The sequence below is a fragment of the Pseudomonas sp. MM227 genome (assembly GCF_947090715.1).
Lineage (GTDB): Bacteria > Pseudomonadota > Gammaproteobacteria > Pseudomonadales > Pseudomonadaceae > Aquipseudomonas > Aquipseudomonas baltica.
Genome location: NZ_OX352319.1, coordinates 3795304 through 3817222 on the forward strand (window position 1 = coordinate 3795304; position 21919 = coordinate 3817222).

Below are 21919 nucleotides of genomic sequence, written 5' to 3' on the forward strand. Positions count from 1 at the left end.
TCCTAATAGGCAACCTCGAGTTATGGGTTTGACCTGTGGCTTGTGTCATGATGATCCGACCGCAGGTAAGCCGCCAAAATCCCCTCTATGAATAGAACCTCCACGTTGCTCCTCGCCTTCGCCTTGCTGCAGGGCTGCCAGTCATGGCCACCCAAAGAGCAGGCGACTCCGGTTCCCGTGGCGCAGCCGGCGCCTGCGCCGGACGAGACGCCCAAGGTCTACGGCTCGTTCAGCGAGGAAACCGTGTTCAGCCTGCTCAGTGCAGAGTTGGCCGGGCAGCGTGATCGCTTCGATCTTGCCCTGGGCAACTACGTGACCCAGGCCCGCAAGACGCAGGATCCGGGCATTGCCGAACGCGCTTTCCGCATCGCCGAATACCTGGGCGCCGATCAGCCAGCGCTGGAGACCGCGCAGTTGTGGGCGAAAAACGCCCCCGCCGACCTCGACGCGCAGCGTGCTGCTGCCATCCAGTTGGCGCGCAATGGCAAGTACGACGAGTCGCTGGTGTACATGGAGAAGGTCCTGCAGGGCCAGGGTGACACCCATTTCGACTTTCTTGCGCTGTCGGCGGCCGACACCGACGAAAGTACCCGGCGCGGCTTGCTGCAAAGTTTCGATCGCCTGCTGGACAAGTACCCCGGCAACGGCCAGCTGATCTTCGGCAAGGCCTTGCTGATGCAACAGGATGGCAATACCGAAGGCGCCCTGGCGTTGCTGGAAGACAATCCACCCCAGGAAGGTGAAATCGCCCCCATCCTGCTGCGCGCCCGTCTGCTCGCCGCGCTGGATCGCGGCAGCGAGGCCATGCCACTGCTGGAAAAAAACCTCAAGAAAATCCCCGACGACAAGCGTCTGCGCCTGACCTATGCGCGCATGCTGGTCGAACAGAACCGCATGGACGACGCCAAGCTGCAGTTCGCGATTCTCGTTCAGCAATACCCGGACGACGACGAACTGCGCTATTCGCTGGCCTTGGTGTGCCTCGAAGGCAAGGCCTGGGACGAAGCCTACAATTACCTCCAGCAACTGGTGGAGCGCGGCAGCCACGTCGACTCCGCACACCTGAACCTGGGCCGGATCGCCGAAGAACGCGGCGATCCACAGACAGCGCTCGATGAGTACGCCCAGGTGGATGTCGGTACCGACTACCTGCCCGCCCAGCTGCGTCAAGCCGACATCCTGATCGCCAACGGCCGCGCCGACGAGGCTTCACGGCGCCTGGCCGAGGCACGCGATGCCCAGCCCGACTACGCGATCCAGCTGTACCTGATCGAAGCCGAAACCCTGGCCAACAACGACAAGACCCAAGCCGCCTGGCTGGTGCTGCAGAACGCCATCAAACAGAATCCGGACGACCTGAACCTGCTGTACACACGGTCGATGCTGGCTGAAAAGCGTAACGACCTGGTACAAATGGAAAAGGACCTGCGGGCCATTCTGGCGCGCGAGCCGGACAATGCCATGGCGCTCAATGCCCTGGGCTACACGCTGTCCGACCGCACCACTCGCTTCGAGGAGGCCCGCACCCTGATCGAGCGGGCCCACCAGATCAACCCCGAAGATCCAGCCGTGCTGGACAGCCTGGGGTGGGTCAATTACCGACTGGGCAACCTCGACGCCGCCGAGCGCTATCTGCGCGACGCGCTGGAACGCTTTCCCGACCACGAAGTGGCCGCCCACCTGGGCGAAGTGCTGTGGGCCAGCGGCAAGCAGCGCGAGGCGCGCAAAATCTGGGGCAAGGCCCTGCAAGAACAACCCGACAGCCCTGTCCTGCGCAGCACCATCCTGCGCCTGACCGGTTCAGAGAATCTTTAATCCATGTCTTTGCGTCCTACCTCCTACATGATGCGTCACCTGCTGGTTGCCACTTTCATCGCCGTGCTCACCGGCTGCGCCGGCATGGGCTCCCACGAAGCCCTGCAGGGTCAGGGCAACCCGCAACAGTGGCAAGTGCACAAACAGCAACTCACCCAGCTCGACGGTTGGGAGATCAACGGCAAGATCGGCATCCGTGCGCCCAAGGACTCCGGTTCCGGCACCCTGTACTGGCTGCAGCGTCAGGATTACTACGACATCCGCCTGTCCGGCCCTCTGGGGCGCGGCGCGGCGCGCCTGACCGGACGCCCGGGCGATGTCAGCCTGGAGGTGGCCAACCAGGGCCGCTACCAGGCCACTACCCCCGAAGAACTGCTGGAACAGCAACTGGGCTGGAAACTGCCGGTTTCGCACCTGTCCTGGTGGGTCCGCGGCCTGCCGGCCCCCGACAGCAAGAGCCAACTGACCCTGGATGGCGACAGCCGCCTCGCGGGACTTTCCCAGGACGGCTGGAAAGTCGAATACCTGAGCTACACCGAACAGAATGGCTACTGGCTGCCCGAGCGGATCAAGCTGCATGGCCAGGACCTGGACGTGACCCTGGTGGTCAAGGATTGGCAGCCGCGCCGGCTGGGACAGTGACATGAGCGCAGGCACTTTCATGAACCCCATACTGACCCTGCCCGCGCCGGCCAAGCTCAACCTGATGCTGCACATCCTCGGCCGGCGCGCGGATGGTTATCACGAGCTGCAGACGCTGTTCCAGTTTCTCGACCACGGTGATGAGCTGGATTTCGCCCTTCGCGACGACGGCGTGGTGTGCCTGCACACCCAGATAGCCGACGTGCCCCACGACAGCAACCTTATCGTCAAGGCCGCGCGGCAGCTGCAGGCACTGACGGGTACGGCGCTGGGCGCCGATATCTGGTTGCGCAAGGTACTGCCCATGGGCGGTGGTATCGGCGGTGGCAGCTCCGATGCCGCCACTACCCTGCTCGCTCTGAACCACCTCTGGCAGACCGGCTGCAGTGAAGATCAGCTCGCGCAGCTGGGGCTTTCCCTGGGCGCCGATGTGCCGGTGTTCGTGCGCGGCCATGCGGCGTTCGCCGAAGGCGTGGGCGAGAAACTGACCCCGGTCGAACTGCCACAGCCCTGGTATCTCGTGCTTGTACCGCAAGTCTCTGTAAGTACAGCGGAAATTTTTTCGGATCCGTTGTTGACACGTGACTCGGCGCCCATTAAAGTGCGCCCCGTTCTTGAGGGAAACAGTCGTAATGACTGCCAGCCAGTAGTAGAGCGTCGTTACCCTGATGTACGTAACGCACTGAATTTGCTTGGCAAATTCACTGAAGCTCGGCTAACAGGCACTGGAAGTTGTGTGTTTGGGGCCTTCCCAAGCAAAGCGGAAGCTGATAGAGTTTCGCACCTTCTTGCAGACACCCTTACAGGGTTCGTGGCCAAGGGAAGCAACGTTTCGATGTTGCATCGCAAGCTGCAGAGTCTGTAACAGGAAACGAGTGCTGGGCACTCGGAAGTTTCAAGCTACAGGGGCGTCGCCAAGCGGTAAGGCAGCAGGTTTTGATCCTGCCATGCGTTGGTTCGAATCCAGCCGCCCCTGCCATTTTCCTATACTCATCCAGGTATACCCTCAGCCGGCAGGTACTGCGCGTGTCCAAGATGATGGTCTTTGCGGGGAATTCAAACCCCGATCTGGCTCGACGCGTTGTGCGTCAGCTGCATATCCCTCTCGGTGATGTCTCCGTCAGCAAGTTTTCCGATGGTGAAATCAGCACCGAGATCAATGAAAACGTTCGCGGTAAAGACGTCTTCATTATCCAGCCTACATGTGCGCCGACCAACGACAACCTGATGGAACTGGTGCTGATGGCCGATGCCTTCCGCCGCTCCTCGGCTTCGCGAATCACCGCCGTGATCCCCTACTTCGGTTACGCTCGTCAAGACCGCCGTCCGCGCTCTGCCCGTGTGGCAATCAGCGCCAAGGTCGTCGCCGACATGCTGACCGTGGTGGGCATCGACCGTGTCCTCACCGTCGACCTTCACGCCGACCAGATTCAAGGCTTCTTCGATATCCCGGTCGATAACATCTACGGTTCTCCGGTTCTGGTGGACGATATCGAAGACCAGCGCTTCGAGAACCTGATGATCGTTTCCCCCGACATCGGTGGCGTGGTGCGTGCACGCGCCGTGGCCAAGTCGCTGGGCGTCGACCTGGGCATCATCGACAAGCGTCGCGAGAAGGCCAACCACTCCGAAGTGATGCACATCATCGGTGATGTCGAAGGCCGTACCTGCATCCTGGTCGACGACATGGTCGATACCGCCGGCACTCTGTGCCACGCGGCCAAGGCCTTGAAAGAACATGGCGCGGCCAAGGTGTTCGCCTATTGCACCCACCCGGTCCTGTCGGGGCGTGCGATCGAGAACATCGAGAAATCCGTGCTGGACGAGCTGGTGGTGACCAACACCATCCCGCTCTCCGCAGCCGCACAAGCCTGCGGGCGTATCCGTCAACTGGATATCGCCCCGGTTGTTGCCGAAGCGATGCGTCGCATCAGCAACGAAGAATCGATCAGCGCGATGTTCCGCTGAGGGCCCTGCCCTTCGCGAACACCGTTCTGACGAAAAGCGCCCCGGCCCGACAGTCTTGTCGGGCCGGGGCTTTTTTTGCCCGTATCGCCTTGGCGCTGGTCGCAAACGCTGGGCGAACGTGGTTATTTTGGAGAAACACATGAACGATTTCACTTTGAATGCCGAAGCGCGTTCCGACCTGGGGAAAGGTGCGAGCCGCCGCCTGCGTCGTCTCGCCAGCCTGGTACCAGCTGTTGTCTACGGTGGCGAAAAAGCCCCTGAGTCGATCAGCATGCTGGCCAAGGAAGTTGCCAAGCTGCTCGAAAACGAGGCTGCCTTCAGCCACGTGATCGAACTGAACGTTGGTGGCACCAAGCAGAACGTCCTGATCAAGGCACTGCAGCGTCACCCAGCCAAGGGTCATGTCCTGCACGCTGACTTCGTACGCGTGATCGCCGGCCAGAAACTGACCGCCATCGTGCCTCTGCACTTCATGAACCAGGAACCGGCTGTCAAGAAAGGCGGCGAGATCTCGCACACCGAGACCGAGCTGGAAGTGACCTGCCTGCCGAAAGACCTGCCTGAGTTCATCGAAGTCGACATGGCTGACGCTGAAATCGGCACCATCATCCACCTGTCCGACCTCAAGGCTCCGCAAGGCGTCGAGTTCGTCGCACTGGCTCATGGTACCGACCTGGCAGTTGCCAACGTCCACGCTCCGCGTATCGTTGCCGACGAAGAAACCGAAGAAGGCGCTGCCGAGTAATCTTACTCGCACGCCGAGCTGTGGATGACACCCTCGGGTGGCGTCCACGACTCGACAAGGAAGAGCCCCTGCCGTGACCGCCATACAACTGATCGTTGGCCTGGGTAACCCCGGCCCCGAATACGAACAGACCCGGCATAACGCAGGGGCTCTTTTCGTTGAGCGCATCGCCCAGGCACACCGTGTGAACCTGGTAGCCGATCGCAAGTATTTCGGCCTGACGGCGCGTTTCAGCCATCAGGGCCATGACGTTCGTCTGTTGATCCCCACCACCTACATGAACCGCAGCGGTCAATCCGTCGCAGCGATGGCGAATTTCTTTCGCATACCGCCGCAAGCGATCCTGGTGGCCCACGACGAACTCGACCTGCCCCCCGGCGTCGCCAAGCTCAAACTGGGCGGCGGGCACGGCGGGCACAACGGCCTGCGCGACATCATCGCGCAGCTCGGCAATGACAATGGCTTTCACCGTCTGCGGCTTGGCATCGGCCACCCGGGTGACAGCAAGTTGGTGTCCAATTTCGTTCTTGGCCGCGCCCCGCGCGCCGAACAGGAAAAGCTGGATGCCAGTATCGATTTTGCCCTCGGTGTGCTGCCGGATATCTTCGCCGGCGAGTGGAATCGCGCGATGAAAAACCTGCACAGCCAAAAGGCCTGACTCTTCGAAGAGGGATTCACCATGGGATTCAACTGCGGCATCGTCGGCCTGCCCAACGTCGGCAAGTCCACCCTGTTCAACGCCTTGACCAAATCCGGGATCGCGGCCGAGAACTTTCCGTTCTGCACCATCGAGCCCAACAGCGGCATCGTGCCGATGCCCGATGCGCGCCTGGAAGCACTGGCTGCCATCGTCAATCCCAAGCGCGTGCTGCCCACCACCATGGAGTTCGTCGACATCGCGGGCCTCGTGGCCGGCGCTTCGAAAGGTGAAGGGCTGGGCAACAAGTTCCTCGCCAACATCCGCGAAACCGACGCCATCGCCCACGTGGTGCGCTGCTTCGAAGACGAGAACGTGATCCACGTTTCCAACAGCGTCGACCCCAAGCGCGACATCGAGATCATCGACCTTGAGCTGATTTTCGCCGACCTCGACAGCTGCGAGAAGCAACTGCAGAAAGTTGCGCGCAACGCCAAGGGCGGCGACAAGGACGCGGTCGTGCAAAAGGGCCTGCTGGAGCAGTTGATTGCCCACTTCACCCTGGGCAAACCGGCCCGCAGCCTGATGCGCACCATGGGCAACGACGAGAAGGCGGTCGTGCGCGGCTTCCATCTGTTGACCACCAAGCCGGTCATGTACATCGCCAACGTTGCCGAAGACGGCTTCGAGAACAACCCGCTGCTGGACGTGGTACGGGTGATTGCCGAAGAAGAAGGCGCGATCGTGGTGCCGGTGTGCAACAAGATCGAAGCCGAAATCGCCGAGCTCGACGACGGCGAAGAGAAGGACATGTTCCTCGAGGCCCTGGGCCTGGAAGAGCCCGGCCTGAACCGGGTGATCCGCGCCGGCTACGAACTGCTCAACCTGCAGACCTACTTCACCGCCGGCGTCGAGGAAGTCCGCGCCTGGACCGTGAAGATCGGCGCCACCGCGCCACAGGCCGCCGGTGTGATCCACACCGACTTCGAAAAAGGCTTCATTCGCGCGGAAGTCATCGCCTACAACGACTTCATCCAGTACAACGGCGAAGCCGGTACCAAGGAAGCAGGCAAATGGCGCCTGGAAGGCAAGGAATACATCGTCAAGGACGGTGATGTGATGCACTTCCGCTTCAACGTCTGATCGGCATATTAAGTTTCAGGGTGTTTTTTGAAACACCGAGAAATTGATCGACCCCCAGTAAAACCGCGCCTTTGCGCGGTTTTGCTGTTTCAGAACGTCCCATTTTGTTTCTGCCGGTTCCATCCAAAAGGTGAGTAGGTTTCTGAGTACAGGAATTTGCCAAGCACCAAAGCGGTGAGTACAGTGGGTTCTCAGCCCACGGAGACCTGAGTTTGCTAACCGATGCCCACTGCCGCAGCGCCAAGCCGAGGGAAAAGCTATATCGGCTCAATGACCAACGTGGTCTGTACCTTGAGGTCAAACCTACAGGCGTGAAAGCATGGCGGTATCGCTTTGCGCTGAATGGCAAGTCCAGCATGATCGGACTAGGCGATTACCCAACCGTGAGGCTGTCAGAAGCAAGAGAACGAAGTGAAGCGGCACGCAAGCTGGTCAAGGAGGGCGTAAATCCAGCCCGCCAAAGGCAGCTCGACCGGGTTAGGCAAGCAAACGAAGCGACCAATACGTTTGATGTCATAGCCAAAGAGTGGTTGCAGACCAAAGACTGGGAGGACATCACCAAAAATCGACGCCTCGATATGTTGGAGCGAGTGGTGTTTCCCAACATTGGAAAACTTCCTGTCCGCGAGGTTACCTCAGCTCAGATACTTAACATCCTCCAGTCAACATTCAAGCGCGGCGCTCCGAGCGTAGCAGCAGAGGCTCGTCGCACCATGTCTGCGGTATTTGAATATGCCGTCGCCACGCTCCGAGCCGATAGCGATCCAGTCTGGCCGGTTCGTAAAGCACTACCCACCAACAAAACACAGCATAAGACTGCCCTAACCACGGATCAGATCGGCAAGCTATTACGTGATTTTGACAACCACCGTTGCAGCTTCCAGCTCAATTACTGCATCCGACTGATGTGGTGGACGCTAGGGCGGCCCAGCGAGGTAGCCGAAGCCGAATGGGAGGAGTTTGATCTTGAAGCAGCGATTTGGCGAGTACCTTCACGGAGAATGAAAGCACGAAAGGAACACATTGTTCCCCTGCCCCACCAAGCAATCCAAATGCTCAACGTACTTAACGGCATCACTGGCAACCGGACGCATTTATTCCCCGGCCGAGATAATCGGCAAATGCCAATGGCCGTCGCATCGATGCGTCAGGCTTTGAAGGTGTTAGGGTGGAGCGGCAAATACAGCCCCCATGGTACGCGGACGACTGGCAGTACTCGGCTAAATGAGCTCGGATACAGACCCGATGCCATCGAAGCTCAACTTGCTCACGCTGACCAGAACAACGTTCGTCGAGCCTATAACCATGCGACATACTTCGACGAACGACGCTCGATGATGCAGGATTGGGCAGATCACCTTGACGCCTGGAGTAAGGAATGAACGAGCCGCGATATCTACCCGAGGGTTTTGCCAGCAGCTTGAGCAAGCAAGAGGCTAAGTTGATCAATATCGTGGCCGGGATCGCCTACAAACGTCGTGAAGCCGGATTGCCCACCATTGGCCAACTCCAGCCATTCTGCATGCAAATATTACAACTTGCGGCCGACTACACCCGACTAAAAGAACATGAGAAGTTGAAGCAAGCTAGAGGTCCTGCGCTTCAAAATATTGCACGTGCATGCTCAGACCTTCAGATCGCACTACAAACGCTGGATCCAGATGGAATTGAGGCGTTAATACATATCACTAATCGCCAAAGCGGTGAGACTGAGGAGACCCTTCGGCAGCATTGCTTAACCCCTTCACCGCACTTATCGATCATGGAGCGGCTCCAAATCCAAGAGTTGGAAGCCATCCAAAAAGCTGCCAATGGCGCTTCCAGTGCGCGAAGTCGTGGCCGTCGGTCTCAGGCTGCTGAACGGTGGACATCGCTGGAGTTCGTCCGCCTATGCCACTCGATGGGCTGGTCCAACGTACAGGTAGCAAATGGTGGATCGGAAAGCAAAAACAGGCGGCTTCCGGTGCCATCTGACGCTGTGATCTGTTTGGCAGCCATTTTTGAGTTTTCGGGAACACCTTCGGCACGCTCGTTCACACATGCGAACACTGCACTTCGATCATTACGCAAAATTACCCAACATGCTGTTGTCCATACCTATGGCACCGCGGATGACGCTTATGAGGAGTGCGAACACTATGAAATTTCGCTCAAGACAAGCGTAAGTGACTCGTTAAAGCTGCTTGCGGAGCTACCCAATTTCATTCCAAAGGAGACTCTACCTCCACCCTGCGAGTGAAGGGCCTTCGTCCGGTCTGAGACCCACTTGCAGATCTTGGCAGCTCACCTATTTGAACCAACCATAGCTCATGCGTGAGCGATAGCGTTCAGGCGCAGATCCGAACTCATGGCTCGCGCAACCTGAGGGCCCGCTCAAAAGGGCAATTTGTGTATCACCAAAACCAGTTCTCAAAGCGGAGATTACCCGCATGAGATTGAAATCTTTAAACATCGCATAGGTCATTCGGCCCCAGATTTCACGTAACAGCAAGCAAAACTGGGTCCTTCACTTATCAGATTCTTGAAATTGAGAAAGCCGACTTTTTAACAAAAGCGGCCAGAAGCAGCTCTTTCAGATACCGGTAACCACTACCTTAGCGAACCTGTACTGCTCTAGATAACTGCCGATAAAATGGGTTATCACCAATTATTGCCGTTTATCGGTTTCGAAGGCGGCTTCCATACTTGACGTTGCTTTCGTGACCAAAGACGTGGCCAACGATCGCCGGTGAGCCAATGATGAGAAATATATGCAGGAACTGACCAGTGCCCATCAGAATGATCAGCGTCGGCTCACGTCGGTCGAATTTCAGACGCTGGCCCAAGTTCCGGCCGCGGTCGAGTGGTTTGCCAACCTGGACAATCCTCGGACACGACGTGCCTACCAAAATGACCTGGAAGACTTCTGCGGTTTTGTCGGATTGGCTTCGGCCGATGAATTTCGCGTCGTCACCCGATCACATGTTTTGGCTTGGCGCGCTCAGCTCGAGCATCGCGGTCTGGCGGGCGCCACAATCCGGCGCAAATTGGCGGCGCTGGCCAGCCTCTTTGATCACCTCCTGGAGAGCAATGCGATCGCCGGGGGCAATCCCGTGCACGGCGTGAAACGCCCGAAGATCGAAAGCAACGAAGGCAAGACTCCGGCATTGGGCGATCACCAGGCCAAAGCGCTGCTCGAAGCCCCGGATGAAACGACCCTCAAAGGGCAACGCGACCGGGCGCTATTGGCTGTTCTTCTTTATCACGGGCTGCGCCGCGAAGAAGCGGCGCTGCTGCAGGTGAGCGACATTCAGGATCGCCGCGGAATTCAGCATTTGAAGGTGCATGGCAAGGGCGGCAAGGTGCGCTACCTGCCGTTGCACCCGGTGGCGGCTGGACGCATTCACCAGTACCTGGAGAGCTCAGGGCATCATTTGGCGGACAGGAAGGTGCCGGTCTTCATCCCACTGCGCGGCAAGTTGACCGGTGCCGGCATTACGGCCAACGGCATCTACACCGTGGTGGCGGCCTACGCGAAGATGGCTGGGATTGAGGTCGAAGGCCTTGGGGTTCATGGACTCCGAGCAACGGCAGCCACCAACGCCTTGGAGCATGAAGCCGATATCGCCAAGGTCCAGGCCTGGCTGGGTCATGCCAACATCAGCACGACCAAGATCTACGATCGGCGGGAGAACCGGCCGGAGGATTCACCCACCTATAAAGTGAAGTATTAATTGAAGTGATCGAGGCCTAAGCGGCAGCTCACCCACGCGCACTGCCGAGGATGTGGTGCAACGCTGCCCCTTGGATGATGACCTTCCACATCGCTGGCTGGACAGGTGTCGGCATGTAGAAAGGGGCTTTCGCAGTCTTCCAGCGCTTGGCTTTCCATGCAGCCAGTGCATACAGCACGTCCGGCAACGATCGACCATCGACCGTTCCATTCCTCAACACCTCGTTCAGTCTCCACTGTTTCGACTCCTCAGCGTACGTTTGTTAGATGCTGAAAGTAGCGCTGTGCGGGCCGGTTTGATACGCCCAAAACCATACCCTTGTTTGAGTTGTAAGCTATGCGCACCAACCAATAAAGCGACGCCTGTTGGTCGGCTTATTAACGGCAGCTTTCGGCCATAAGCAGACCTTCGCCCGCATATCTACGATGCCCTACCGTTCTAATTGGCGTTGCCTCAGAATATCGGTCCACTAGCGGCTGGATGGAACCACCATGCGCATCGTCACAGACTCCCGGCCAAACGAAATCCTCAGGCTGGCGTTACGGGAATACGTCCAAGGTGTACCGTACCTCGGCCCCATTTTTCGTTGAAATGATCCATCAAAGATTTATGAGGCGCGGCGGCTACATGTTGGCGAAAATATCAGGTGTGTATTCTTCTGGTTTGCGCCACTGACAAAGCCAGTGGCGTAAGCCAGCCTATTAATTATTTGACGTTACGGCTTGGCAACGTGCCAGACCTGGTTGACGCCGTCACCGGTTGTATCCCCTGGCTTGGTATCTTTGACCCAGCTGTAAAGTGGCATGCCTTTGTATGCCCATTGTTTTGTGCCATCGTCTCGAGTGACGACAGAGTAATCATGACCCGCTTTCGCGTCTGCGGATACCGGTAAAGGTGGCCAGTTTGAAGCGCATGGCCCATTGCAGACCGACTTGCCCGAGGTGTCCTTACCGAAGGTATAAAGAGTCATTCCTTTCACGTCTACGAGTACTTTTCCCTTGTCCGTTTCAGCAAGCTTGACTGGCGCATCGGCGAGCGCCAAACCCGACATGCAGCTGGCGGCAACAGCGACGGTGAGAATCATCTTTTTGAACATATGTATTTCCTTTGGTCATTTTTAATTTTTAAAAGACCCACCTGCTTTTGAAACGGCAAGCGATCAGACAGTAGACGAGCCACAAACAGGTTAATTCGATTCCGTAGAAAAAACGTCCCGATATCATTTTTTGCTGGAATGCTGGGCTCCCCCCCCCCCGGACCCTATGCCTTCCTCAATTGAGCAAAGCGACGCTCACGGTCACGCATCACTGGCTCATCTCAATGAGCGACGGCGATCCATCATCCAGGACTCATCATTTTCACTCATTATTATTCACTTGGTCGTGGAGTATCAGCAGGCCCCCATGAAGGCCTGCGCTGTTCAATCAGTCGGCCTTGAGCGTCGACACCACCTTGTTGCTGGCGAGATCGACTGTGGAGATACTCAAGTCCTCATTGAGGACATACGCCTTCGACTTGTCTTTGGTGAAGACAATGGCCTGGCGGGGTGCCTTCAAACCGGTCACAGTGGTGGTCACTTTCAGCGTTTTGGTGTCGATCACTGAAAGGCTGTTGTCACCGAGGTTACCCGAGTAGACGTGCAGCCCGTCTGGAGTGAGGGCTGCGCCGTAGGGGTCTTTGCCAACCATGACGGTGGTTGTGATGGCGCGTTTTTGAGTGTCGACAACTGCGATGCTGTTACTGCCGCTGTTAGCCGCGTACAGCGTATTGCCGTCCGCCGATATGGAGATGGCGCGCAACTTGTTGAAGCCAGTGATCTCACCTTCAATCGTATTGGTCTTGCTGTCGACCAAGGTAATTTTGTCCCCAAGAAAGTTGGTGACATAGACGGTTTTGCCGTCAGGACTTACTCGGATGCCCTGGCGCGGTTGGGAGAAGCCAGGTACCACAGCTACTGGCCGCTGGTGATCAAGGTCAATGACCGACAGCGTGCTGGCCGCTTCATTGTTGACGTAGAGCAGGCTTCCGTCCTTGCTGAGTGTGGTACCAAAAGCACCTGCGCCCAACGGAATATTTGCGATCACTTTTAAAGTCTTGGTGTCAATCTTGCGCACGACCCCCAAACTGCTGTCGGAGAGGTAGAACACATCGCCAGTTGGCGAAAACACAATATTTCGCGGCGTGACGTAGCCGGTGAGAACCTGGCGAACCTTACCGGTTTTCAAATCATAAACCACTACATCTGGACGCTGACTGTAAGAGACCACCGCCGTCGTTTCATCAGGGCTGACGGCCAGCGAGTTGTTGTGAATATCGCCGTCAAACGTCCAGCGATCTTGCGCGGCCCACGCGCTCATCGATGCGGCCAACGCAACACCCAACGTCAGGGCTGTGACGGTTTTCTTTATCACATTCATCAGAATTTCCTCATAGGGTAAGCAAGGCACCCAGTCGCGCCTTGGCATATACAACTCGTTCATCGCTGCAGGGCAATGAGTTGACTTTATGCGTCGTTGATAAATTCCGGAAACAACTTGTTTTGGTAGCTCTTACCTGTTTTATAAATAGGTCCAGCTATTCCTGGCTCACGAATTGACTGCATTTTTCCCAGAATCGCTCAAGCCCAGGCGAGATGTATTTGTCCCGGTGGCGGATCAGAAAAAAACGTCGGGTCAGTGCAGGCAACGCGTGCGGCAGTTCAACCAAGACTTCAGAGGCCAGTAGATCCCGAACGACCCAGCGGGACAGGCAACTGATGCCGATGCCTTGTGCGAGGGTATGCTTGATGGCCTCTGAACTGCCGATCTGGCGCGTTTCGGCGAGATCGTGCAAATGACGCAGCAGCAATTGTTCGACTTCTTCACGGGTACCAGAACCTGGCTCGCGCAGTAGCCATTCAGCGGTACGAAGATCATCAAGTGTGACCTGCTGCTTTAGTGCCAAGGGGTGCCGTTGGCCTGCGACAATAAGCAACTCATCAATTAGCCAAGGCTCGGCACTGAGTTCGGGCAGGTGGCAAGGCCCCTCGATCAGGCCCATATCAATCTCGAAATCAGCGACTCTTCTTGCGATAGCCATGCTGTTGGCCATGTCGACATCGACCCTCAAATGTGGTGTTGATTGACGTAGCTCACCGAGAATCAATGGCAGAACATAATTGCCTATCGTGGTACTGCATCCTACCCGCAAGCGTGTCTTCAGCCCGGCATGGCCGGGTAAGAAACTGGCCTCTATCTGTTGTGCATTCTCAAGCATCCTTCTGGCTTGAGGCAGTAAGGCATGGCCGTTATCGTTCAGCACTAAACGCTTGCCTACACGGTCGAACAGCCTGGTATCCAAGGCGCTTTCCAACTCGTTCAGTGCGGCGCTGGTTGCAGATTGGGACAGTGACACCGAAATGGCGGCGCTGGTGGTGCTACCGTGCTGCGCGACGGCGCAGAAAATTTGTAGCTGGCGTAGGCTTAGCTTCAAGTAATCTACCTTCTTAATAGGTCATATAAACCTATACTATCCGTTTTTACCGCTATTCCCATCAAGCTATACTTCAACCATGTCATATCGAAGGCACACTGAAGCGGGAGCGCGAAAATGAGTGAGACACGACTCGCAGCTATAATGGGCGGCAGCCATCCACTGGCGGCTTTGTCCAATCCACGAGAAGCGATCCGGCAGTTCACACCCAACTGGTTCGCCGCCACGATGGGCACCGGGATTCTGGCGCTGGCTCTGGGCCAACTGCCCTTTGTTGCGCAGTGGCCCAAAGCGTTAGGGGAAGCCTTGTGGTTTTTTAATATCGTGCTGTTTTGCCTGTTTACGCTGATGTACGCGAGCCGTTGGGTATTGTTCTTCGATGAGGCCAAACAGATCTTCGGCCACTCCACTGTATCGATGTTTTTTGGAACTATCCCCATGGGATTGGCGACCATCATCAACGGTTTTCTCCTTTATGGTTTGCCACGCTGGGGGGTGGGGTAGTCGCTTTAGCCGAAGTGTTGTGGTGGATCGATGTCACCATGGCATTGGCCTGCGGGGTGCTGATCCCGTATATGATGTTTACTCGCCAGCAGCACAGCATTGATCAGATGACAGCGGTATGGCTGCTGCCAGTAGTTGCGGCTGAGGTGGCTGCCGCCAGTGGCGGTCTATTGGCTCCGCACCTCGCTGATGCGAGCGCACAGTTCACCATGCTCATCACCAGCTACGTGCTGTGGGCCTACTCGGTGCCCGTCGCCTTGAGCATACTGGTGATCCTGTTACTGCGCATGGCGCTGCACAAACTACCTCATGAAAGCATGGCAGCATCGAGCTGGCTGTCTTTAGGGCCGATCGGTACCGGGGCTTTGGGGATGTTGCTGCTGGGCAACGATGCTCCAGCAATCTTTGCTGCTCATGGAATGGCAAGCATCGGCGGCGTAGCCGAGGGCATTGGCTTGATCGGTGGTGTGCTGTTCTGGGGGCTGGGATTGTGGTGGATGGTATTGGCGCTGCTAATTACCGGGCGCTACTTCAGGGAGGGCATTCCCTTCAACCTCGGCTGGTGGGGCTTCACCTTTCCGCTGGGAGTGTACGCCGTAACAACCCTCAAATTGGGCTCTATGCTGCACCTCACGTTCTTTAGCTTCTTTGGCGTGGTGCTGGTGTTGATGCTGACTGTCATGTGGATGATCGTCGCGGCTAAAACCCTGGCTGGTGCCTATCGCGGCAACTTGTTCGTCTCGCCGTGTATCCACTCGCTGAGCAAGGCGAGCAAAACCTGAGCCTTTGGCTACTTGATCGACTGTTTGGCGTGACGCAGTGTGGACAAAATGCGCTGCCTAACATTCGGGTGAGTGCAAACAGAAAGGGGACTTGGGTGTGGCATTTCCAGCAATGAAAAATTAGGGAAGGCGAGCCGAACACGCGGTATGGCTTTCTGGGCAACACGTCCGGCAAACACGATAGTGACGAGATCAGGGAAAAGCGTCAGTAGCGTGATCAGCATCTCGATACCTTCCTCAATTTGCGCTCTGCGGAGCGGACCCTTGGGCTTATCGAGATCTGGTAACCAAGGGTACAAATTCCAAAGGACGGTTTTGTGACGTGCCAGTCCAACCTGCTCAATGAAACCTTTCAGGTTGCGTTGTGCAGGCCCCGGATTGTCTCTTGAGACATACCGTGGAAGACTGACCGTTCGAGCGGGCGATTCCAACAAGATCAATACCCTTGCGAAGACGCCGCCATCCAGTGGATCGAAATACGGTAATGTTCTTTCGCCCGTGGACTGGGCCATTACCCAGCGCGTCAATTCAGCAGTTTTCGGCAGCAGCAAAAAGTCTTCTCTTGCCTTCAGAGAAATTTCCTGCTCTGCGCTCTTCTGATTGAGTAACACTACTTGGAAGCCTCCTTCTTCAGGTTATAGGCCGCTACCGATTTACGAATATCTTCCCGCGCTTCGTCTGCGCTCCCCCAGCGGCCCATTTTCACCCACTTACCCGGCTCTAACGCTTTGTAGTTTTCGAAGAAGTGCTGAATCTGTGCGAGGAGTAACGCAGGGAGGTCAGAGCATTCCTTTACATTGCTGTACATAGAGCTGAGTTTTTCATGAGGCACTGCGATTACCTTGGCATCCGCACCAGCTTCGTCCGTCATGTACATCACACCTACTGGGCGACTGCGGATGACAACGCCAGGTGATACCGGGTAAGGGCAAATCACGAGGACGTCCAAAGGATCGCCGTCATCGCTCAAGGTATTTGGAATGAACCCGTAGTTAGCCGGGTAGAACATCGGCGTGCTGAGGAAGCGATCAACGAAGATCTGTCCACTTGGCTTGTCCACCTCGTACTTGATCGGCGAGTGGTTTGCAGGAATCTCGATAACGGTGAAGAAGTCATCGGGGATCGCGTTACCAGCTGGAATATCCGTGTAGCTCATGCTCATATCTCCAAGCGTCTAGGAAAGGCCAATGCCACTGACGTTTTTGCCAACAGCTATACGTGGTTCGTTTTTTTACGGTCACCAGTCCAACAGGTTTACCGGCGATAGGCCGTCAGCGCACGAATGCATCATGTCCTGCATAAAACGCACGGCTGCCAAGATACTCTTCTATTCGCAGAAACTGATTGTATTTCTCGACCCGCTCCCCCCGGCATGGAGCTCCTGTCTTGAGATGGCCAGTCCCCATCGCGACAGTCAGATCAGCGATGGAGCTGTCCACCGTCTCCCCGCTACGATGAGAAACCATCGCCCCCCAATTTGCCCCATAGGCCATTTCGATGGCGGCTTTGGTCTCAGTCAGCGTTCCGATTTGATTAGGTTTGATCAATACGGCATTGGCGACGTTTTCTGTGATGCCTCGCTGAATCCGTTCGACATTGGTGACAAATAGGTCATCTCCAACCAACTCGATCCGGTCACCCAGAGCAGCATTCAATAGCTTCCAACCTGACCAATCGTCTTCCGCGAGGCCATCTTCCAGTACCGCAATCGGATACTTGTCGACCCAGGAGGAATAGAGACTAATCAGCTCTTGAGCATCGACCTTACGACCCTCAGAGCGCAGATGGTAAAGCCTGTTTTCATAGAAGCCGCTGGATGCTGGATCGATAGCGATCTCGATCTGAGATCCAGGCGCGTAACCAGCCCTTTCGATTGCCTTGATGATCAGCTCAATGGCGTCTGAGTTTTTCTTGAGTGCCGGCGCAAAGCCGCCCTCATCTCCGACCGCAGTTGAATAGCCGACGTCCTTAAGCACCGCTTTCAGCTCGTGGTACACCTCGGCGCCCCATCGCAAGGCTTCCTTGAAACTGCCAGCCCCTGTAGGTGCAATCATGAATTCCTGAAAGTCAGGGCCTTGCCAGTTGGCGTGGACACCTCCATTGAGAATATTGAACATCGGGACGGGCATTCTTGCTGCTTGCTCGCCGCCCAGATATTGGAACAAGGGCAAGTTCAGCGCAGAAGCCGCCGCTCTGGCAACGGCGAGGCTCACGCCCAAGATCGCGTTTCCTCCAAGCCTGGATTTATCAGAGGTTCCATCCAGCTTAATCATAAAATGATCAATTTGTTCCTGGTCAATCGCATTCATGCCCCTCAGAGACTCAAGTATTTCGGTATTCACATTGCTAACGGCCTTTAACACTCCCTTGCCGGAGTACCGCTGTGTATCTTTGTCACGCAACTCAACTGCTTCGTGAGCGCCTGTAGAGGCACCGGACGGTACTGAAGCCCGGCCCATGGCGCCGCACTCCAAGGTGACGTCGACTTCAACGGTAGGGTTACCGCGTGAATCGAGAATTTCACGTGCATGAATGGCCTGGATTTGCGTTTTCATTGATCTTCTCCAAGTAACGATTCGGGAGCGTCATTAACCATTTGAATCCGTTGAGAGGCCTCTATGTCGGACGTCAGCTCTCCATGAGTATCCTGAACAGCTGCACTGCCGACACCGCAATTGCGGGAACCAAGAAGCCTCCAATAATTAGTTCAGGAATCTCTCCCACCAAGGGCATGAACTGCCCTCTTTTTGCCATCTGGAAAAGCTCCATCATTTGGTTTGAAGCAACCATTACAGAGCAGCAATACGCCGTCTGGGCTTGTAGCCTGACGCGCCTTTGATTTAGCAGATGAAAGGTCAGCAAGGACACTCCAACGCTTACGATGAAAAGCGCGGCGAACTCATAGACGGATCCTGTGAAAAACCTGCCCATCACAAGCCCGAATACGATGCTCAGCGTCACTGCGCTCATGTGGTCTCCCAATTCTCTAAAATGATTTTGATGAGCCGACGTCGGTGAGCTCCATTTCGCGATCTCATCTTTGGATTGCCAACCGCCATCGCGCTCAATGTTGCTGTGCTCTCAGCTCGTAGCCCGGTACGCAGGTCTGGGCTACGTCGGCCTTGCAGGACTTTTCACTGGGCATACGCATCGTGACTAATGCGCCTTCGAGCGGGGTGACGACGTACCACCCCTCGCTCGAAATCTTTTGATTGTCTGCGATGCCCGCCAGAAAAAGCGACCAAAAAACCAGTCCTACGAGGAGCTGCCTGTTGTCATGAGCCCAGTTAGCGGGGGCTGGCTGTGGACGTAGGTTATAAACTAGGTACATGGCGTTTATCCTTTTTATTGGTTGTCCAACAAGGTGCGTTTTTTAGTTTTTCGCCTGGCCCACTCGACCGTATTCGATGGGCAATTTGATATAGCTCAGTGAAAACGACTCCTTGGCCAATGCCTCCAGCAACCTGTCGCACCCAATTTCATCAGTGGATATAGTCACCGTGACGGGATGGTCGGCACCGCCGAGGAAATGCGCCGTATGCAAATGCCCCAAATGATCTAGCCCCTCTGTACCGCTCACCAACGTCGCACCCAACGCGCCCTCTCGCTTGGCGAACTCGACCAACCACTCTCCCAGTGGAAGGTGCTGGTAGTTGGTACTCTGTTCGGTGAAAAACGTCAGTTGAAAGCCGTTCATAGCTACATCCTCTAATGTCGCGAGTGACCGACGCTTCGGTCGGCCTTACCTCTTCATTTCCGAGCTGTTTTCAAACTGAATTACGACGCGTCAGTGAGCGGTAACTCACATAAGAGAAGAACTGCTCGCACTTTGCGTAACTCGTCAGCGTGGTCGCGCAGGAATGCGCGCAGCTTGTCCTCTGTATCTAGCAATTCCAGACACTGGGGATGACGCATATCGCCAAGCTCCGGGTGATGATGGGAGATGCGATAGCCTGGCAAATAACCTGCAGAAATCGTCTTGAGCATGACCTGCTCAATTTTTGCTTTTTGAGCAACTTTAAGGAGGTGCTGGGCTAGTGCAAGTGCGCTTAGGTGGTGCCAGAAGCTGGTCACGCGAGCCCGGCTAGCGCCAGGAAAATAGAGTTGCAAAGCTGTCAGGCGATCTTGGTGATGTTCAATCATTTCTCTTCCCCCGCAAGAGTCACTTTCCGCTCGCTGGCGGATTCACTTTGAGCATGAAATTGCTTGATATCAGAGAGCCGGATTTCCTCCGGAAGAGGACGGTGATGCTTGCTGTGGCCGACGCGCTGGGCGTGATAGATCCCGGTGTGTCCGGATACGAGGTAACTTGCGATACAGGCAATGGCTGCAAGCGGAGCAATTTCGGGCCCGAAGAGCTCCATGGCCATAACGATGGTTGCCAGTGGCGTATTAGCTGCACCGGCAAAGACGGCGACAAAGCCGATACCAGCCAGCATGCCGAAGGGAAGGTGCAAGACGGGAGCCAGCGCATTCCCCAAGGTGGCACCGATGTAAAACAGCGGTGTCACTTCACCGCCTTTGAATCCAGTGCCCAAGGAGACAACGGTGAACACCATCTTTCCAAGCCAATCCCAAGGGGCCATTGGCATTTGAAAGGATTGGACGATGCTCGGAATGCCTAGCCCGATGTACTTATCAACGTCGATGTAATGGTTACTACTGAGCGCCCACACTGAGACTGCGATCAGCAGGCCGCCGGCGAAGGGTCTTAATGGTGAATAGGTGATAAGCCGCTTAACGAAGGCTCCGAGCTTGTGGGTTGCAGTCGCGAATAGCAGGCCGGTAAGGCCAAAGATAATCCCAGCTGCCACCACAGCCATGACGCTCCACAGCTGCACCGGAACCACTTCGCCAATGACGTAATGCGTGTGAACCACGCCCCAGGCTTGCCCCACCTGGTCAGCAACGATTGCCGCAACCACGCAAGGGAAAAGCGCGTCGTAACGCATACGTCCAATGGCCAATACTTCAAGTCCGAATAAAGCCCCGGCAAGAGGGGTGCCGAAGACGGACGCAAAGCCAGCACTGATACCGGCCATGAGAATCACCCGACGGTCTTCGCGGCGCAGACGGAAGACATGCGTCAGTTGATCGGCAAGGGCACCGCCCATTTGCACCGCCGTCCCCTCACGTCCCACAGATGCACCAAAAAGGTGGGAAACCACGGTTCCAATCAGCACCATCGGCACCATGCGCAAAGGCACGATCTTCTTAGGATCATGGATTTCATCGATGATCAGGTTGTTTCCGGCATCAACGGGTTTGCCTATCAAGTGATATGCAAGTCCCACAGCAAAGCCAGCCACTGGCAGGAGCCAGATCACCAAAGGATGGGTTTCTCGCCACTGGGTGGCATGATCCAAGGAAAGGAGGAATAACGCAGAAGCAGAGCCTGCCAAAAGAGCTACAAGACCTGCAAGCGCAAGCCATTTCGCTATATAGGGCAGTAAGTCGAGTTGTTCAGGTCGTCGAAATTTAGACATTTGGCCAGCCACAAAAAAGTAAGTGGGCCTGACCAAAAAGGGAATCTGAGCGCGAACGCCTACAGACCTGATTGATCAGGTTTCTGTAGGCATCATCAGCTGCTACGGGCGCAGCGGTTGGTTAATGGAGGAATGCCATCTCCAATGCGCCGAGCTTAGCTAGGTCTGTCCAAAATGTAAAATCGTGTTTCGGATTACGAGGCAAGCGAAGGCGTCTTCGAGTCACCGCTTATGAAAGAGGGCCAAACTAGGTGACCTCTGTTCCGACGAAGCCCAGCTCGACTGGGGTTTTTATGTAAAACAACGAGATATGTTCAAGCTCCAATCGCTTGAATAACTGTTCAGATTCGTCCTCGGTAATGGCCATACGAATTTCGGTAGGCTGATCCGCCAGTTCAAAAAAATGCGAGGAATGCAGCCGGCCGGTATGCCCAAAGCCTTCGATACCTGTGGACAGGGTCGCACCCCGCAGTCCCATTTCTTTCGCCAAATCAACGACCCAGTCGCCGAGCATCTTTCCCTGATAGCGACGATTCTGTTGAGTAAAGAAAGTCACCAGAAAACCTTTCATATTCCTCTCCTCAGCGCGTGCTGATTATTTGATAGGACAGAAGCCCGGCAGCCGTCATTACCAGCGAGCCCACGACGTGTATTGCTGACCGGGTGGAGCGACTGGCTCATACCTATGGCAAGACGTGGCACACCTGGCACACCGATCAAGACAAAACACTTCCCCTAGGTGTTCCACAACTGATGATGGGGATCACAGCTGACGGCCAGGCTGATCCCGCAATGCAGCAACAACGCAACCAACGCTTGGGAATCGTCAAGTCGGCAATCAAAGCTCAACGAGCCGATATTCAGATCCCCAAAGCAGATCCAGGTGCGGATGGATGGCAGCATGGGAAGACAATTCAGATCAATGATCCTACGGGACATCTTCACGGGCCCGCAACGTCACCCACCCCACAAAACACAAACAGCCGATCAACCCAATAGCCAATAGACTGTGC

At 56.0% G+C, this 21919-nt stretch carries 22 protein-coding genes, 1 tRNA gene, 2 pseudogenes and 1 riboswitch; of the genes and pseudogenes, 13 read left to right on the forward strand and 12 right to left on the reverse strand.

Annotated features, from left to right (window positions below; translation table 11 throughout):
• Positions 1–87 precede the first annotated feature (87 nt).
• The 11 genes from ONG87_RS17235 to ONG87_RS17285 all read left to right on the forward strand — a co-directional run bounded on the left by ONG87_RS17235 (position 88) and on the right by ONG87_RS17285 (position 10663).
• Complete coding sequence (locus ONG87_RS17235) at positions 88–1815, forward strand: tetratricopeptide repeat protein (RefSeq protein WP_264381732.1); 1728 nt, start codon at positions 88–90, stop codon at positions 1813–1815.
• A 27-nt stretch (positions 1816–1842) separates the two neighbouring features.
• The gene (gene lolB, locus ONG87_RS17240) at positions 1843–2457 is read left to right on the forward strand and encodes a lipoprotein insertase outer membrane protein LolB (RefSeq protein WP_185795117.1); all 615 of its coding nucleotides are present in this window, start codon (positions 1843–1845) and stop codon (positions 2455–2457) included.
• Between the two features lie 19 nt (positions 2458–2476).
• Complete coding sequence (gene ispE, locus ONG87_RS17245) at positions 2477–3322, forward strand: 4-(cytidine 5'-diphospho)-2-C-methyl-D-erythritol kinase (RefSeq protein ID WP_264382878.1); 846 nt, start codon at positions 2477–2479, stop codon at positions 3320–3322.
• A 39-nt stretch (positions 3323–3361) separates the two neighbouring features.
• A tRNA-Gln gene (locus ONG87_RS17250) sits at positions 3362–3436 on the forward strand.
• 47 nt (positions 3437–3483) lie between these two features.
• The gene (locus tag ONG87_RS17255) at positions 3484–4425 is read left to right on the forward strand and encodes a ribose-phosphate pyrophosphokinase (RefSeq protein ID WP_043192909.1); all 942 of its coding nucleotides are present in this window, start codon (positions 3484–3486) and stop codon (positions 4423–4425) included.
• A 139-nt stretch (positions 4426–4564) separates the two neighbouring features.
• Entirely contained in the window at positions 4565–5170 is a 606-nt protein-coding gene (locus ONG87_RS17260; protein WP_122475235.1) for a 50S ribosomal protein L25/general stress protein Ctc, read from the forward strand.
• A gap of 73 nt (positions 5171–5243) precedes the next feature.
• Positions 5244–5828, forward strand: coding sequence for an aminoacyl-tRNA hydrolase (gene pth / locus ONG87_RS17265; protein ID WP_043192904.1), 585 nt, complete (start codon positions 5244–5246; stop codon positions 5826–5828).
• A gap of 21 nt (positions 5829–5849) precedes the next feature.
• Complete coding sequence (ychF, locus tag ONG87_RS17270; RefSeq protein WP_122475237.1) at positions 5850–6950, forward strand: redox-regulated ATPase YchF; 1101 nt, start codon at positions 5850–5852, stop codon at positions 6948–6950.
• A 212-nt stretch (positions 6951–7162) separates the two neighbouring features.
• Positions 7163–8332 carry an integrase arm-type DNA-binding domain-containing protein gene (locus tag ONG87_RS17275; protein WP_192152089.1) on the forward strand — a complete coding sequence of 390 codons (1170 nt, stop codon included), beginning with the start codon at positions 7163–7165 and terminating at the stop codon, positions 8330–8332.
• On the forward strand, positions 8329–9189 hold the full coding sequence (locus ONG87_RS17280) for a hypothetical protein (RefSeq protein WP_192152090.1): 861 nt from the start codon (positions 8329–8331) through the stop codon (positions 9187–9189). The genes ONG87_RS17275 and ONG87_RS17280 overlap by 4 nt, the downstream gene beginning before the upstream one ends.
• A 511-nt stretch (positions 9190–9700) precedes the next feature.
• Positions 9701–10663 (forward strand): tyrosine-type recombinase/integrase, encoded by a 963-nt coding sequence (locus tag ONG87_RS17285; RefSeq protein WP_056843729.1) that lies wholly within the window; start codon positions 9701–9703, stop codon positions 10661–10663.
• A 715-nt stretch (positions 10664–11378) separates the two neighbouring features.
• On the opposite strand, the gene ONG87_RS17290 is transcribed toward ONG87_RS17285, so the two are convergent.
• From ONG87_RS17290 to ONG87_RS17300, 3 genes are all read right to left on the reverse strand, one after another.
• Positions 11379–11759 (reverse strand): hypothetical protein, encoded by a 381-nt coding sequence (locus ONG87_RS17290; RefSeq protein ID WP_010924793.1) that lies wholly within the window; start codon positions 11757–11759, stop codon positions 11379–11381.
• A gap of 328 nt (positions 11760–12087) precedes the next feature.
• A complete protein-coding gene (locus ONG87_RS17295; protein ID WP_056843728.1) occupies positions 12088–13080 on the reverse strand; it encodes a beta-propeller fold lactonase family protein in 993 nt (330 codons plus the stop codon).
• A 157-nt stretch (positions 13081–13237) separates the two neighbouring features.
• Entirely contained in the window at positions 13238–14134 is an 897-nt protein-coding gene (locus tag ONG87_RS17300) for a LysR family transcriptional regulator (protein ID WP_056843727.1), read from the reverse strand.
• A gap of 117 nt (positions 14135–14251) precedes the next feature.
• Here ONG87_RS17300 and ONG87_RS17305 point away from each other — a divergent pair.
• Positions 14252–15420 (forward strand): annotated as a pseudogene (locus tag ONG87_RS17305) (TDT family transporter).
• Between the two features lie 8 nt (positions 15421–15428).
• Here ONG87_RS17305 and ONG87_RS17310 read toward each other — a convergent pair.
• The 9 genes from ONG87_RS17310 to ONG87_RS17350 form a co-directional block, all read right to left on the reverse strand.
• Entirely contained in the window at positions 15429–16031 is a 603-nt protein-coding gene (locus ONG87_RS17310) for a uracil-DNA glycosylase (protein WP_056843726.1), read from the reverse strand.
• Positions 16031–16576, reverse strand: coding sequence for an inorganic diphosphatase (gene ppa / locus ONG87_RS17315; RefSeq protein ID WP_003317533.1), 546 nt, complete (start codon positions 16574–16576; stop codon positions 16031–16033). Before ppa ends, ONG87_RS17310 begins: the two co-directional genes overlap by 1 nt.
• Positions 16577–16691: 115 nt before the next feature.
• Entirely contained in the window at positions 16692–17975 is a 1284-nt protein-coding gene (gene eno, locus ONG87_RS17320; RefSeq protein ID WP_056843725.1) for a phosphopyruvate hydratase, read from the reverse strand.
• Positions 17976–18048: 73 nt separating this feature from the next.
• The gene (locus ONG87_RS17325; RefSeq protein WP_003317535.1) at positions 18049–18390 is read right to left on the reverse strand and encodes a hypothetical protein; all 342 of its coding nucleotides are present in this window, start codon (positions 18388–18390) and stop codon (positions 18049–18051) included.
• A 94-nt stretch (positions 18391–18484) separates the two neighbouring features.
• Positions 18485–18751, reverse strand: a complete 267-nt coding sequence (locus ONG87_RS17330; protein WP_264381733.1) for a hypothetical protein — start codon at positions 18749–18751, stop codon at positions 18485–18487.
• A 42-nt stretch (positions 18752–18793) separates the two neighbouring features.
• Positions 18794–19117 carry a DUF190 domain-containing protein gene (locus ONG87_RS17335; RefSeq protein ID WP_003425060.1) on the reverse strand — a complete coding sequence of 108 codons (324 nt, stop codon included), beginning with the start codon at positions 19115–19117 and terminating at the stop codon, positions 18794–18796.
• Positions 19118–19197: 80 nt separating this feature from the next.
• Complete coding sequence (locus ONG87_RS17340) at positions 19198–19563, reverse strand: hypothetical protein (protein ID WP_056843722.1); 366 nt, start codon at positions 19561–19563, stop codon at positions 19198–19200.
• The gene (locus ONG87_RS17345; RefSeq protein WP_192000393.1) at positions 19560–20906 is read right to left on the reverse strand and encodes a voltage-gated chloride channel family protein; all 1347 of its coding nucleotides are present in this window, start codon (positions 20904–20906) and stop codon (positions 19560–19562) included. The genes ONG87_RS17340 and ONG87_RS17345 overlap by 4 nt, the downstream gene beginning before the upstream one ends.
• A 79-nt stretch (positions 20907–20985) precedes the next feature.
• Positions 20986–21058: riboswitch (Fluoride riboswitch) on the reverse strand.
• Positions 21059–21153: 95 nt separating this feature from the next.
• Positions 21154–21477 carry a DUF190 domain-containing protein gene (locus ONG87_RS17350; RefSeq protein WP_192000392.1) on the reverse strand — a complete coding sequence of 108 codons (324 nt, stop codon included), beginning with the start codon at positions 21475–21477 and terminating at the stop codon, positions 21154–21156.
• A gap of 92 nt (positions 21478–21569) precedes the next feature.
• Between ONG87_RS17350 and ONG87_RS17355 the strand changes: the two are divergent.
• Positions 21570–21905, forward strand: a pseudogene (locus ONG87_RS17355) (DUF1264 domain-containing protein); the annotation flags it as partial.
• Between the last annotated feature and the right edge of the window lie 14 nt (positions 21906–21919).